The sequence below is a fragment of the Lactobacillus psittaci DSM 15354 genome, from assembly GCF_000425905.1.
Classification (GTDB): Bacteria; Bacillota; Bacilli; order Lactobacillales; family Lactobacillaceae; genus Lactobacillus; species Lactobacillus psittaci.
Genome location: NZ_AUEI01000007.1, coordinates 118,901 through 133,386 on the forward strand (window position 1 = coordinate 118,901; position 14,486 = coordinate 133,386).

Consider the following 14,486-nt stretch of genomic DNA (forward strand, 5'->3'; position numbering starts at 1 on the left):
TCTAGAATAGAAGGGAAAATGAGATGGATAATATTCTCAAAGTAGAAAAACTGAAGATGGTTTTTGATAATCAACTTGTTTTTCAAAATTTGAATTTTAATCTAAAAAAGGGATCAATGACCGCATTACTTGGCCCTAATGGTGCGGGAAAGACGACGATAATTCGTATTTTAATGGGTATGCTAAAACCTACAGCAGGTAATTTTGAATTTGCGCCTGCTGTAAAGGTGGGGTATGTCCCTCAATTTAGAAATATTGATAATGATTATCCATTGAGTATCAGAGCCTTCATTGAGTTAAATACCCCTATTTTTAAGAGTAAAGTAGTGAAAAAACAAGTTAACCATATCTTAGAAGAAACCAATTTAACAGCAATTGCTAATACTAGAATGGGAGAAGCAAGTGGAGGGCAAAAGCAACGTGCATATCTTGCTCAAGCTTTGCTCGATCAGCCAGATATTATTATTTTAGATGAAGCTACTGCGAGTTTAGATCCTGTAGCCAAAGAAGAATTGATGGCTTTGATTAAGCATTTGAATGAAAAACATGGGTTGACAGTCTTATTTACTACCCATGATATTCCTTTAGCTAAAAAATATATGGAAGACTATTTACTTTTACATGATGGTGGACTTGAATTTGGAAAGATTGCTAATTTAGATATGGAGGCATATGAATAATGTTTGCTTATGAATTTATGCGTTATGCCTTTTTAGCCTCTACCTTTATTGCAATAACCTGTGGTGTAGTTGGCGTTTACGTTGTTGCTCGTAATTTTAGCTTTTTAGCACATACTTTGAGTGAGATTGGATTTGCGGGAGCTGCTTTTGCAGTATTTATGAAAATAAATCCTTTATGGGGGATGCTATTATTTACCTTACTTGGTTCACTAGGTGTTGGTGAGCTCTCAATGAAAACAACTCAAAAAGAATCTTCTATTAGTGCAATTAGTGCTCTTTTCATTGGCCTAGGTGTTTTATTCTTAGCTTTATCTGGTTCAAATAGTCGTTATGCAACGAATATTTTATTTGGTAGCATTATTGGGGTTGACCGGGAAGGTGTTATTCAGCTGACGGCATTATCTTTAGTTGTCTTGCTTGTAATCTTTACAATTCAAAGAAATCTAAATTTTGATTCTTTTGATCATATTGGTGCTTTAGCTCGAAAGGTAAACACAAGCATAATTGGTTTGTTATTTTTAGTGGTAATGGCTATGGCGGTAAGTGTAGGGTCACAAGTTGTAGGATCACTATTAGTCTTTATTTTATTGACCTTACCTGCTTCAACAGCAAAATATTTAGGAAAAACTATCAAGTCAATGTTAATTTGGTCGGTAGCTTTAGCCCTATTAGGAGTTTGGCTGGGACTATATTTAGGATTTATGACTGATTGGCCTGTAACTTTCTTTATTGCAATTATTGAAGTTACAATTTACTTAACAGTATACTTATATAAGATTGTGAAAAAATAAACTTTATTAGGGCGCGCTTTAAGCGCTCTTTTTTAATGCTTTTCACTTGATATAAAAGCGCTTTCAAGATATTATTTGGATATAAGGTATCTTGTAATGGAGGCGTATTATGAATGCAAATATGTGGGTCAAATTTATATTAGCCTTGATTCCAATTATCTGGCTGATTATTAGTTTAGGGGTCTTAAAACTGGCAGCTATTAAGGCAACAGTTATCGGCTTATTAATTACTATTTTTTTAGCAATCTTTACTTTTAAGTTATCGCCCATAAATACATTAGCTGGTGCTATTGAAGGTGTTTTAATGGGGCTGTTTCCGATTGTTTATGTAATTATTGCGGCCTTGTTTACATACAATGTAACTAATCAATCTGGAGCAATTAAAGTTATTCAGGATTTACTTAGTTCAATTACTACTGATAAAAGAATTTTAGTTTTGATTATTGCGTGGGGGTTTGGTGGCTTTTTAGAAGCAATTGCTGGCTTTGGAACGGCTGTTGCAATTCCAGCTGGAATATTGATTGCTTTTGGGATTGAACCAATTAAGGCGAGTGTAATCTGTTTAGTTGCCAATACTACTCCAACTGCTTTTGGAGCGATTGGACTTCCTGTGATTACTTTGGCAGATGTTACACAATTAGATAAGATTACCTTATCTACAGTTATTACCTTCGAACTGTTGCCGTTGATAGTTATCATTCCTTTTATTCTAGTTTGTCTTGAAGAAGGTTCAATTAAGGCAATTAATGGGGTTTTTGCTATTACCTTAGTTTCTGGCTTGGCTTTTGCTTTGCCGCAGATTGTGGTTGCACATTTTGTGGGACCAGAATTGCCGGCAATTGTTGGGGCAATCATGAGTATTGGCTTAACTGTTTTAATGGCTAAAATTCGTAAACAAGATACAGAAGCAGGGCAAGCATCCATAGAAAAGCATAGTTTAAATGAAGTTTTAAGAGCAGTATCTCCGTTTATTTTGGTCTTTAGTTTTGTTTTACTGGTATCTCCATTATTTTCACTAATAAATAAGTTCTTAAATCAGTTTTTGATTAGCTTCCCAATTGGTAATAGTACTTTTAAATTTGCTTATTTATCATCTCCAGGTACATTAATTATTTTGGCTACATTTATTGGTGGACTTATTCAAAAAGTAAAACTTGGAGAATTAGGAAAAATTCTGGTGAATACTATTAAGGGAATTGGCAAAACTGCAATCACAATTTGTGCAATTGTAGGTTTGGCGAAGGTGATGGGATATGCAGGTATGACTAGTAGCTTGGCAGTAACTTTTGTTGCTTTAATGGGGCCGTTTTATCCACTGGTAGCACCTTTAATTGGTGCAATCGGGACTTTTGTGACAGGATCTGATACTTCCGCCAACGTTTTATTTGGAAACTTGCAATTATCAGCAGCTCAAACTTTAGGTGATAATACTATTTGGGTTTGTGGTTCTAATATGGTAGGAGCAACCGCAGGCAAAATGATTTCACCTCAATCCATTGCTGTAGCTACAGCCGCTACTGGTTTAGAAGGAAAAGAGGGAGAAATTTTAAAAGAAGCTCTAAAATGGTGTGGATTATATCTTGTACTAATTTGTTCATACCTCTACTTAATTGGATTATTTTTAGGCATGTTGCATCTCTAGCAGTTTCAAGAAGTCTATTTTCTAAGTAGGCTTCTTTTTTGTGTATTGAGCATAAGAAAGGAAAAAGCAAAAACTATATGATAACATAAAACTACTAGCTTATTTTTAGACAGGAGATGATGCAATGCAAGTGATCATTAGTTTGTTACCAATTGTTTGGTTGGTAATAACTTTAGGGGTTTTTAAGTGGCCAGTCATTAAAGCAGCAACTAGTGGCCTATTAATCACCTTTGTTTTAGCGCTGTTAGCCAGTGATTTATCCTTAAAGCTAACGACGTTAGCTACTTTAGATGGGGTAGCCATGGGATTAGTCACAATTAGTTATGTTGTTATCAGTGCCCTTTTTTCATATAATCTATCAGTTTATAGTGGTGGAATTGGAAAAATTGAAGCAGCATTAGCACATCTTTCTCAAGATTATAGAATTTTAGTTTTAATTCTATGTTGGAGTTTTGGGGCCTTTTTGGAATCTGTAGCTGGCTTTGGAATTGCAGTGGCAATTCCAGCAGGGATGTTAATTTCAATGGGAGTAAAACCACTAAAAGCAGCAAGTGTGAGTCTTTTAGCTAATACTGCGACAACTGCTTTTGGTGCTGTAGGATTACCAGTTATTACGCTGGCAGATGTAACAAAATTAAATGTTCAGACTTTAGCAACTTACGTTAGCATAGAATTATTACTCGCTTGTATCTTAGTACCATTTTTGTTGATTTACCTGCTTACAGAGTCTTGGAAACAAGTTTTTGAACTATGGCAATTTATTTTGGTTAGTGGTTTAACTTATGGAGTTGTGCAATTAATCATAGCCTACTTTATGGGAAGCGAATTACCAACTATTGTAGCGTCTTTAGTAACATTGCTTGTTCAAATATTATTAGTAAAACGAAAAGACAATTCTATTAGTAAAAAAATTAATTTAATAGAGCTTATACCAGCGGTACTACCATTTATCTTAATTTTTGTCTTAGTCTTAGTTACTTCACCGGTATTTCCAACAATAAATCAATATTTAAATATCCAATTAATATTTACAATCTATCCTAAAGTAAGCCAAACTTTTAACTTATTAACATCACCAGGTACATTAATTCTAATTGCTACAGTAATTGGCGGGCTTACTCAACGGATTTCACTACAAGAACAAGGGAGGATTTTATTTAAGACAATTCAAAGCAGCTTTAAAACGGTGATTACGATTTGTGCTATTGTGGGTTTAGCTAAGATTATGGATTATTCAGGAATGACCACTAATTTAGCAGATTTTTTAGTGACTAGCTTGGGGCCAATATATCCATTAGTAGCGCCAATAATTGGGGCTTTAGGAAGTTTTGCAACGGGATCAAATACATCTTCAAATGTCTTATTTGGAGAATTACAACTAACAAGTGCTAAAGATTTAGCTGTAAATAAGTATTGGTTAGTTGCTAGCAATATGGCAGGTTCAACGGCAGGAAGTATGCTATCTCCACAATCAATAGCTGTAGCCAGTGCTACTAGTAAACAGCTAAGGGGGAGAGAAGGAGAAATCTTAGCAACGAGCATAAAATGGGCTCTAATTTATCTTGGCTTTATTTGTTTATCACTTTTTATCTTGGGGTTAACAAGTCAAAATTTACATTTTTAATGAAAAAAGTCTAGCATCAAAATTGATGCTAGACTTTTTATAATAACTTTTCGAGTTCATTTAAGCGTTGTTCAAACAACTTAAATGCTGATTCCAAGTATGTAGTTTGCGTCATATCAACACCAGCTAGTTTTATTGTCTCAAGTGGATATTTGCTAGAACCAGATTTAAGGAAATTCAAGTAAGCTTGTTTTTGTTTATCATTGCCATGAATGATATTATTTGCTAGGGCACAAGCTGCAGCAAAGCCAGTTGCATATTGATAAACATAGAAATTATAGTAAAAGTGTGGAATTCTAGTCCATTCAAGTTTAATTTGGCTACCAGGAACAGTATTACCATAGTAACGTTGATTAATTTCTTCGTACTTGGCATTTAATAAGTCACAAGTCAAAGCTTCTCCATCTTGATCAGCTTCATGAATGAATTGCTCAAATTCAGCAAATTGAGTCTGTCTAAAGATCGTACCCTTAAACGAATCAAGGAAGAAGTTTAAGATAAAGGCACGTTTTTGGTTATCTGTTTCATGATCTAGAAGGTATTCAGTTAAAATGTTTTCATTAGTGGTTGAGGCAATTTCAGCTAAGAAAATAGGATAATCACCATAAAGATAAGGCTGATTTTTTCTTGTGAAAGCTGAGTGAACTGAGTGTCCGGTCTCGTGTACTAAAGTATAAAGTGCATCGAAGTCATTAGTCCAATTAAGCAGTTCGTAAGGTTCAGTGTCATAGCTACCACCAGAATAAGCACCAGTAGTTTTTCCTTTAGATTCAATTGGATCAATTATTCGATTGTCAAAGATATGATTTACTTCATCTAAATATTCTCCGCCTAAAACAGCAAGTGCTTCTTTTGCTTTAACTTTAGCTTGTTCAAAGGTATAACTGGAAGTAGGCTTGCCGGTAATTGGTACGTATAAATCGTACATTTGAAGCTCACTAAGTCCTAATACTTTTTTGCGTAAGGCAGTGTAACGATGTAGTAATGGTAAGTGTTGGTTAACGACTTTGATTAAATTATCATAGACATCTGTTGTAATTTCGTTTTTATCTAAACTGGCAGTACGTGCATCAGGGTAATTATGAACTACAGCATCATAATTGTGGGCTTTTACATTTCCAGCCAGTGTTTGCGCAAAAGTGTTTTGCAAGGAACCATAACTTGCGTATAAACTGTCAAATGCCATTTTTCGTACATTTCGATCTTGAGACTGGATTAGTTGATTATAAAGGCCAGCTGATAGTTGTACCATTTCGCCATTTTCATCTTGAGTGTAGCCAAAAGGTAATTCAGAATTTGACAATACATTGTAGGTAGAACTTGAAGCATTAAGTGCATCTCCGGCCGCAGCAATCAAACTTTCGCTTCTGGAATCAAGAACGTGCTTTTCGTGATGCTTTATTGAATCGATGAAATGAGCATACTCATTTAACTTGGATGCTTCTTGATAAAAGTTTTTTAAAGTACTATCTGCTAATCCTAAAATAGCAGGTTGCATAAAACTAATTGCAGCATTGTACTGATTTAGCAAACTTTCTGCTTTGGCACGATAAGATAAGTAATGTGAATTAGTTGTATCAACATCACTTGATAAACTTGCATAAGCATATAGTTTAGAGATTTGGCGGTCAAAGGAAAAGATCTTTGTCAAACCATCATAAAAGTTTGTGGCATTGGTAGTAAAATTATCAGATATTTCTGCCAACTGCGGTAATTGATTACTTAGAGTTTGATATTCTTTTTCCCAACTGGTATCATCTTTAAAAATTTTAGTTAAGTCCCAGGTAAGTTCTTGTGGGACATCTTTTCGATTAGGTAAAGCCATATTTTCCCTCCTAAAAAAGTTACTTATATCTTACCTTGTTTCTTTGCCAAATGAAAAGTAAATGGATTAGGATTAATAAATAAAGTTTAAAATATAGAAAAAAAGTACCGTAAGAACTAAAAAAGTGGCAAAATCGAATTATAAAAATTATGAGGGGAAAGTTATGGATCATTATCAGCCACATACTCGCGAGGAATATCAACGACGTAACTTAAAAAAGATGACTCGCAATCATATTTTTGCAGCTAACAAGCGGCAAGTAAAACCTGTAACTTTAAAAAGGGTTATGGCATTTGTTGCAATGCTAGTTGTGAGTATAAGTCTTGCTTATGGTGGGCATTTATACTTTGCTTTGCATAGCGCAGTTGACTCTACTTTCCAAGGCGGAGGAGCAACTAGTCAACAAATTAATCAAAAACGACCAATTTCGATTTTAATATTAGGGGTTGACCAAGGCATCGAAGGACGACATGATCGTGGAAATAGTGATACGATGATTGTTGCAACAATCAATCCTGAAAAGAAAACTTCAACTTTAACTTCTATTCCACGCGATTTACTTGCGGATATTAAGGGTGACAGCGGAAAATACTTTATGTTTAGGGTTAATTCAGCTTATCAAGTTGGAGGTAATCAAGCTGCAACTAAAACTACGTCTGCTTTATTAAATATTCCGATTGACTATTATATGGAAGTTAATATGAAGGCGCTAGAGCAAATGGTGGATGCTGTTGGTGGGGTTGATGTGAATGTCCCATTTAGCTTTACCTATAATACTAGTTTCCATAAAGGTAAGATGCACTTAAATGGTAAAGAAGCGCTCGATTATGCAAGAATGCGTCACGATGATCCACGTGGTGATTATGGGCGTCAAATGCGTCAGCGACAAATTATTATGGCAATTGTAAAAAATGCCATGAGTTTGAAGAGTCTTGCTAATGCCAAGAGCATTTTAAAGGCCTTTTCTAAGAATGTTACTACTAATCTTACTTTTAATGATATGTGGTCAATTGCTTTGAATTATCGCGATGCAGCAAGTAATATGAAGAGTGATTATATTCATGGACATGATGCTTGGATTGATGGGGCTTCTATTCAAGTGGCATCTACTAAAGAATATCAACGAATATCAGATACTATTCGGACTAACTTAGGCTTAAGCAAAGAAAAACTCAGTAATGAAGAAACTAGACAAAATCGTCTAAATAAGGATCATATTGATTGGACTAATCCTAATGCCTTTACTAATTATCAAGTTTATGACAGTGATTCTGATTAAAGAAAAAATGCTAACAGGAAAAATCCTGTTAGCATTTTTTACTTGTTAATTATTAATGATGACTTGCACTTGTATGTGCATCATCGTGGCAATGATCCATGTAGCCTTCAGTACACATACCTGGCATGAAGACTTCACTTTCTGGAATACCTTTTTCTTCAGCAAACGCTTTGGTTAAGGTTTCCATGTCCATTAAGTCGTAGTGAGGCTCAGGTTTTGTTGGATCAACGATTAAGATATTAGCCATCATACCAGCATCTTCGTGTTCAATAATGTGACAGTGATACATGAAGAGGCCTTCTTTAGGGAAGATAACCTTTAATCTAACTGTTTCTTGTGGTGCAACTTCAATTGTGTCCTTGTAAACACCAATTTCATTTGGATTTGGTGTTTGACCGTTACGTGATACGACTAAGAAGTGAGCGCCGTGAATATGGAATGGGTGAAGCATACCATGACTCTTGGAGTTAGTGTTAGTTACATCCCAGTATTCTGCATGGTTAACTTCGGCCTTCATATCAATTCTTTGCATTGAATATTGTTTACCATTAATCTTGTCGTGGTCATCCATTGTAACTTTACGAACAACAGCATCGTCAGCGACTACTGGATCTTCTGGTGTAAATAAGGTATCAGGTAAGACTGAATCATCCTTTTCAAAGTGGTGAATTCTAAATTCAATTAACTTGAAGTCATCTGTGTAAAGATTTACTACATCGCCTTCTTTGTAGTCAGAGAAGTCAACAATTACTTGCAATCTTTCACCAGGACCAACGAGTAATTTAGTCATTTTTACTGGGTGAGCTAAGAATGAGTCGTCACCAGCAATTTGAGTCATCACTAAATCGTTGTCAAAGTGTAATCTCCATTCACGACGGTTAGTACCACCTAAGAAGAGCAAACGGACTTTTTGAGTGGTTACATCAATATAAGGCTTAATTACACCGTTAATTAATGGTGTATCACCAAATACGCCCATTGGATCGTAATCAGCACGGTAATCAAATTGATTATCTTCGTGGAATACTCTGTCTTGTAAAACAATAGGGAATTCGTCTTTGCCATATGCTTTAGGAATTGGAAGTTCAGCTTCGTGGTCATCAGTAATAACAACGCCCATTGCTAATCCCATCCAAACTTGAGCTGCTGTACTTGGACATGGGTGAGCATGAAGCCAAGTTAATGCAGCAGGTTGTTCAACCGTAAATTCAATTTCTTTTTCTTCACCTGGATATACAGGTGCGTGACAACTACCGTCAATGTATGGACCGGGAACTTCCATACCGTGCCAGTGGTAAGTGGTTAATTCCTTTAAACTATTCTTTAAGGTAACATGAACATGTTGTCCAGTTTTGAGTACCATTGTTTGACCTAAAAATGGTGCATTGTAGCCCCAGGTCTTGGTTTTTGAGCCTGGTAAAAATGGAGTTTCACCTTCCATTGATTCGATAGTGAACCAAACGTCATTTCCTTCTTCTTTATCTGGCTTTAAAACAGGTGGAACTGCTAAAGGTTGTGCTTCAATACCATCTGGGATGTGCAAGTTTTTGTATCTAAAGTGATTTTTATCGAAATCAGCTTCATCATAAAAGTAGTCGGTATAAATTTTTTCTTCTGTCATGATTATGACCTTTCTTTCTTTTAACAATTGATGAATTGCTTTATGATTTTAAAATACAACTTATGTAAGCGCTTGTAAATTGATTAGCACACTTTTTTTGTTATATAATTATCCTTTGAGTTTACAGATGTAAACTTTGAAAAGTGTTATTTTATTATGGTTGCGAAAAATTGCTGAATTCGATAACCTATAGGTGAATATTTAGAAATGAAGGTTTAATTGTGAAAATAACACTAGAAGAATTAACAAAAAGAATTGAAAGTGAAGACTATATTCAAGATTTAGCTGAAATCAAATATGCGGATTTAAGCAAGGCAAGTACCAAAAAAATTATTAATAAGTTAATAAAAGAAGTATTAGCTGCATTAAAGCATAACTCACTTGCTCATGTTGAACTTGATGTAAGTGGTAGAAGATCTGCTAAATTTATTTTAGAGACTACAGTAATTAATTTACCTTTTGCTAACTATAAAAAGATAGGTAATTTCTTAGATGAAAAAGAAGATTATAATGTCAATATTTATTTAGAAGTAGTCAGTGACTATATCAATGTGTCTAAGTTTAGAATAGATTTATTTGCCTCAGCAGAAGAAACTGATGAAACGCTTTTGAGTCAACGTCTTGCTAATTTAATTGATCAAAAATATGAAGAAATTAAAAATTTCGTTAAAGTAGAAAAGAGTAGTAAAAAGTCTAAATAAAAGATAGAAGGCTACTATTTTTTGTTTAGTTGAGTATACTGGTAATAATAAGGGAGGAAATTTCTATGAACTGGAATCTTTTAGGGATTATTGTTTGGCTAATAATCCTGCTATATTTACTCTTTATCTGCTTTAACATTCGTAAACGTCACCTTAAAATGATTGTAGTAAAGCATAAGCGCTTTTTATGGTCTACTTTTCTTATAGATATTGCAGAAATTATAGTCTTTTTATTGGCAATATGTATTCAGGTGAATAATGCACTATTTGATAATCCTGCGTTAGATGATACCAGTCGCTTGAAAAGTTCAATTCGCTATAAGCCATTAGTTTTGTCTACTGGAACAGGTAAGTCTTATTATGTTACTTGTTACAATAGAGCAAATAAGCAGCTACAACAAAACTATGTTTTTTATAGTAATGGTAGAAAATATACTGTGTCGAGTTCCAATGTGGTAATTTCAGATGGAGAGAAACCTTTAAATGCGGAAGCTAAGAAGTTACCATATCAAAGTAAGAAATTACTTCAGCTAGATGAACAATATCAAAAAGCTTATATTGCTATTTATGGAGCTAAATATAAAAACACCTGGCAAAATGGGTTAGGAATGCATGTTGGCAAAACGGCTTTGAAATATTATTTAGTTAGAGTGCCTGATCCAACATTTGTTAGAAATATTCAAAGTAAATAAAAGGGACGTCGCTTAGCGACGTCCCTTTTTAAGCTTTATTAGGATGCATAATACGTGATAATAAGTATCCTAAAACAAAGGCAAATATGAAGGTAGCAGTTAAGAAATCTAAAACATTACCTGCATAAAAGGCTGAGATTATTAAAGCACCTGTTGACATTAACAAAACAGAATTTTGAAAATTACGATGAGCTTTGTCTAGTAACCATTTGAATCCACAGTATACCAAAACAACAAGATAAAGACCTGTAAATAAAATCATACCAATCCAGCCTAAAGAGTATCTTTGAGCTGAGAAATCACGTTCTAACTTAAATATATTATTTTCTCTAATATATGAGATGCCAAGCCAAGAATCTAATTTGTTGTTATTATTTTTTATAACTTGATCAAGCATACTCTTTTCTAGGAAACGATAATTTCTTCTTTGTGTAATAGGCAAATTCATAATCTTCAACCAAAAGTATGGATCGTATTTATATGAATAACTCTTTTCAACAAAGTTTTTATTTAATGCATATACCGGAGCATACTTCTGAATAAAATTAATTAAAAACTTTTTTTGTTTTGGACCATGATATTTCTTTAGCCCATTTTCAAGAATTTTATCAACGCGCTTGACTGTCTTCTTACTCTTTTTTGTAGTATGTAGAGAAACTGGACTAGAATCATAACTTACTCTTTGGATAGCAGGAGCATGAATAAACAGGAAACTAGAACCAAGACTTACTAGAATTATTGCAGTAATTGCTTTTTTGTTTAAAGTAGTATCCCTGTTTATGAAAATACTAAAAAGGTAAAAGCAAATAAAAATAAAAGTAGTTATAAATAATCCTACAGTAGCAACTTTGGTACCGAGCTCTAGCATAGCCAGTGCTTGGAGAATGTAAAGAATAAGATTTTTCCAGTTAAATTCAGTTACTAAAACATATAACATCAATGGTAATAATAAGAGCATAATAGCACTTAATGTATTAGCTTTATAAAATAAACCTTTTGATGCTAAAAAGTAATAATTATAAGGATACTTATCAAACCAATTGAAAATATTTCCCTTAATAAAGTGAACACCTGGTTCTAAAACAATTTCATATGACATCAAAGAAATTGTAAATAAATTGGTAATAACAATAGTTCCTGAAAATAATCCTACTAGCCATTTGATAACTGATTTAAACATTTGCTCGGTAATGTCTGAATGATAAGTAAGATAAACTGTTATTAATGGTAAGGCCATTCGAACTAAATAAAAGACTTCCCCTGTAAAGGAATATTGATAACCGCTAGGGTCTACACTATTGAAATTCTTAACGTGCCATAAATGAAGCACACTATAGATAATTAAAATAACAGTATAAGCTATTAACCACCATTCTTTCCCTAGACGTTGCCAATTGCTTTTTTGGCTAAAGAACATTCCAAGTAAAATGGCAATCCCAATAATTCTGACAATTGTTGGAATTGCAAAAGGTAAAATGTTTGATAATGGTGGATAATAAAACCAGTACAAGTCTAGAAATGGTTGTAAAAGGATAAAGAAATATAAATATTTTTGAAAACGAATTTTCACAATAACTCCCCTGACCTTGAAAAACAATGATTTTTATTCATATTTTATCAAAAAAACAATGATAGATTAAGGCTTTTTAATTCAAATAAAAAGGCGAGCCTCTATATCAATAATAAAGTAGATATCCCTACTTTATAAAAGTCGAAACATTCGATACAATAGACTCACCTTTTTATTTGAATTCTTCAAACTTTATTTTTTGTTTTCAAGTTTTGAAATTTTAACATCGTTGTCGTTGCTAGTTGCAGTAGCAGTCTTAGGTGATTTAACAGCTTTAAGATTTTTAAAGTTAATTACCATCTTATTGTTTAAATCGTTGACTGCAGCTGCATCTTTAGGGTCAAAAGAAGTAATTGCAAGCAAAGCAGAATTTTCATAAATTTTTTCAACACGACCTTGAAACTTGTGCTTTAATTCTTCTTCAGACTTTGCTTCAACGATTGCACCAACTTTAACATCAGATTTTTTCATATAATCACCATGTCCTCTTTTTATTTCAACAATAGTGAAATACTATTATATAAGAGGATAAATTTCAAGCGGGGAGAATCATTATTTTGCAAAAATTAATAATCATTGCGGGACCAAGCGGCGCAGGAAAGACAACTATCTCTGATTATCTTAATAAAAAACATGGAATTCAGAGGGTAATAACTCATACAACCCGTGCTCCCAGACTAGGTGAGGGTGCTGATGCTTATTATTTTGAGAGTGAAGCTAGTTTTAAAAAGTTGCATTTGTTTGAGAGTGTTAAATATGGTAGCTATCATTATGGTTCTAGTCGTGAGGGATTAGAAAAAGCATGGGAAAAGAGCTCAATTGCTTCATTAATTGTTGATACTAGCGGCGTTAAGTCATACTTAGACAAGTTACCTGTTAATCAAGTCTACTTCATTTATGTCAATGTTAGTGATTTTACCTTACTCAAGAAGCGCTTGATTGAACGAGGCGATAATCAAGAAGAGATTTTGAAGCGAATAAATAGTCCTGAATTTAAGCGAGATTTAGAATTAGATACATATTTATCTAAAAGGGCGCATGTTATCGTGAATGATGAATGGAAAAAGACAGCTCAAACGTTAGATAAAATTGTGACAAAATTACGGAAAGACTAATTTTTTTGCAAAAAAACATACTTGTAACTTTTTTTAACCAGATAGTGTTATTCTTGTAACAATTATGTAACATAACTTTTGTATTATATATCCTGTAATTAAAAGAAATAAAAATGGACTTTAAAAATTGTCTACCAAAAATTGAGATTTGTATTGAGAGGATATATTAAATTATGAATTTTAAACGTAACTTAGCAAAGATTTCAGCAGCAACTGCTTTAACTTTAGGTGGTGTTGCAACTGTAAACGCAGTTAATAATCATGCAACTGTACAAGCAGCTAGTTTCCCATCAGCAGTTACTATCAACTACGTACCAGGTTACGGTGTTAACGTTTGGAGTAGCTACAATAACCCTACTTTTACTGGCAAGAGATTAGCTCATGGTACTAGCTGGAAGGTATTTGCATCAGCAACTGATTCCAAGGGTGCTTTATGGTATAACTTAGGTGGTAACCAATGGATTCAAGCAGGTTACTGTGTTGATTCAAGCTCAGCAGCTGCAAGCTCACAATCATCTACTTCAGCTGCATCTAAAGTTATTTCATTAGCTTCAGCTCAACTTGGTAAGCCTTATGTATGGGGTGGTAATGGCCCTGCATCATTTGACTGCTCAGGTCTTGTTAACTACGTTTACTCACAAGTTGGTGTAAGCTTAGGTAGAACTACTTATGTTCAAGTAAACCACGGTACTACTGTTTCAATGAACAACTTAAAGCCTGGTGATTTATTATTCTGGGGTTCTGCAAGCGCACCTTACCACGTAGGTATTTACGTTGGCAACGGTCAATACATCCACGCTGCTAACCCAGGTCAAGGTGTTATTAAGCAAACTATTAGCCAATACTTCTACCCATCAGTAGCAAAGCGCGTTTTATAATTTCAAAGCTAAATAAGTAATAGTAAAAAATGAATAATAAAAAAAGCATCGCATTGAAGCGATGCTTT

At 33.9% G+C, this 14,486-nt stretch carries 13 protein-coding genes; 9 read left to right on the forward strand and 4 right to left on the reverse strand.

The features are described 5' to 3' along the window. The first annotated feature begins 23 nt into the window (after positions 1-23). From H628_RS0102115 to H628_RS0102130, 4 genes are all read left to right on the forward strand, one after another. On the forward strand, positions 24-680 hold the full coding sequence (locus H628_RS0102115; protein WP_027824974.1) for a metal ABC transporter ATP-binding protein: 657 nt from the start codon (positions 24-26) through the stop codon (positions 678-680). Beyond that, positions 680-1,471, forward strand: coding sequence for a metal ABC transporter permease (locus H628_RS0102120; RefSeq protein WP_027824975.1), 792 nt, complete (start codon positions 680-682; stop codon positions 1,469-1,471). The genes H628_RS0102115 and H628_RS0102120 overlap by 1 nt, the downstream gene beginning before the upstream one ends. 121 nt (positions 1,472-1,592) lie before the next feature. Further along, complete coding sequence (locus H628_RS0102125; protein ID WP_027824976.1) at positions 1,593-3,113, forward strand: L-lactate permease; 1,521 nt, start codon at positions 1,593-1,595, stop codon at positions 3,111-3,113. Positions 3,114-3,237: 124 nt separating this feature from the next. Continuing rightward, complete coding sequence (locus H628_RS0102130) at positions 3,238-4,737, forward strand: L-lactate permease (protein WP_027824977.1); 1,500 nt, start codon at positions 3,238-3,240, stop codon at positions 4,735-4,737. 37 nt (positions 4,738-4,774) lie between these two features. Here H628_RS0102130 and pepF read toward each other — a convergent pair whose 3' ends face one another. After that, positions 4,775-6,562, reverse strand: coding sequence for an oligoendopeptidase F (pepF, locus tag H628_RS0102135; protein ID WP_027824978.1), 1,788 nt, complete (start codon positions 6,560-6,562; stop codon positions 4,775-4,777). Positions 6,563-6,725: 163 nt separating this feature from the next. Between pepF and H628_RS0102140 the strand changes: the two genes are divergently transcribed. Continuing rightward, on the forward strand, positions 6,726-7,841 hold the full coding sequence (locus tag H628_RS0102140; RefSeq protein ID WP_027824979.1) for an LCP family glycopolymer transferase: 1,116 nt from the start codon (positions 6,726-6,728) through the stop codon (positions 7,839-7,841). A gap of 52 nt (positions 7,842-7,893) precedes the next feature. Here the strand turns inward: H628_RS0102140 and H628_RS0102145 are convergent, their stop codons facing one another. Further along, on the reverse strand, positions 7,894-9,462 hold the full coding sequence (locus tag H628_RS0102145) for a multicopper oxidase family protein (RefSeq protein WP_027824980.1): 1,569 nt from the start codon (positions 9,460-9,462) through the stop codon (positions 7,894-7,896). A 221-nt stretch (positions 9,463-9,683) separates the two neighbouring features. Between H628_RS0102145 and H628_RS0102150 the strand changes: the two genes are divergently transcribed. Next, positions 9,684-10,163 carry a hypothetical protein gene (locus tag H628_RS0102150; RefSeq protein WP_027824981.1) on the forward strand — a complete coding sequence of 160 codons (480 nt, stop codon included), beginning with the start codon at positions 9,684-9,686 and terminating at the stop codon, positions 10,161-10,163. 65 nt (positions 10,164-10,228) lie between these two features. After that, positions 10,229-10,855 carry an LVIS_2131 family protein gene (locus H628_RS0102155; protein ID WP_034538136.1) on the forward strand — a complete coding sequence of 209 codons (627 nt, stop codon included), beginning with the start codon at positions 10,229-10,231 and terminating at the stop codon, positions 10,853-10,855. A gap of 28 nt (positions 10,856-10,883) precedes the next feature. Here H628_RS0102155 and H628_RS0102160 read toward each other — a convergent pair whose 3' ends face one another. Beyond that, entirely contained in the window at positions 10,884-12,425 is a 1,542-nt protein-coding gene (locus H628_RS0102160; RefSeq protein ID WP_027824983.1) for an O-antigen ligase family protein, read from the reverse strand. A 192-nt stretch (positions 12,426-12,617) separates the two neighbouring features. Continuing rightward, positions 12,618-12,896, reverse strand: coding sequence for a DUF2187 family protein (locus H628_RS0102165; protein ID WP_027824984.1), 279 nt, complete (start codon positions 12,894-12,896; stop codon positions 12,618-12,620). An 86-nt stretch (positions 12,897-12,982) separates the two neighbouring features. Between H628_RS0102165 and H628_RS0102170 the strand changes: the two genes are divergently transcribed. Then, the gene (locus H628_RS0102170; RefSeq protein WP_027824985.1) at positions 12,983-13,540 is read left to right on the forward strand and encodes a guanylate kinase; all 558 of its coding nucleotides are present in this window, start codon (positions 12,983-12,985) and stop codon (positions 13,538-13,540) included. A gap of 173 nt (positions 13,541-13,713) precedes the next feature. After that, complete coding sequence (locus tag H628_RS0102175) at positions 13,714-14,418, forward strand: C40 family peptidase (protein WP_027824986.1); 705 nt, start codon at positions 13,714-13,716, stop codon at positions 14,416-14,418. Positions 14,419-14,486 lie beyond the last annotated feature (68 nt).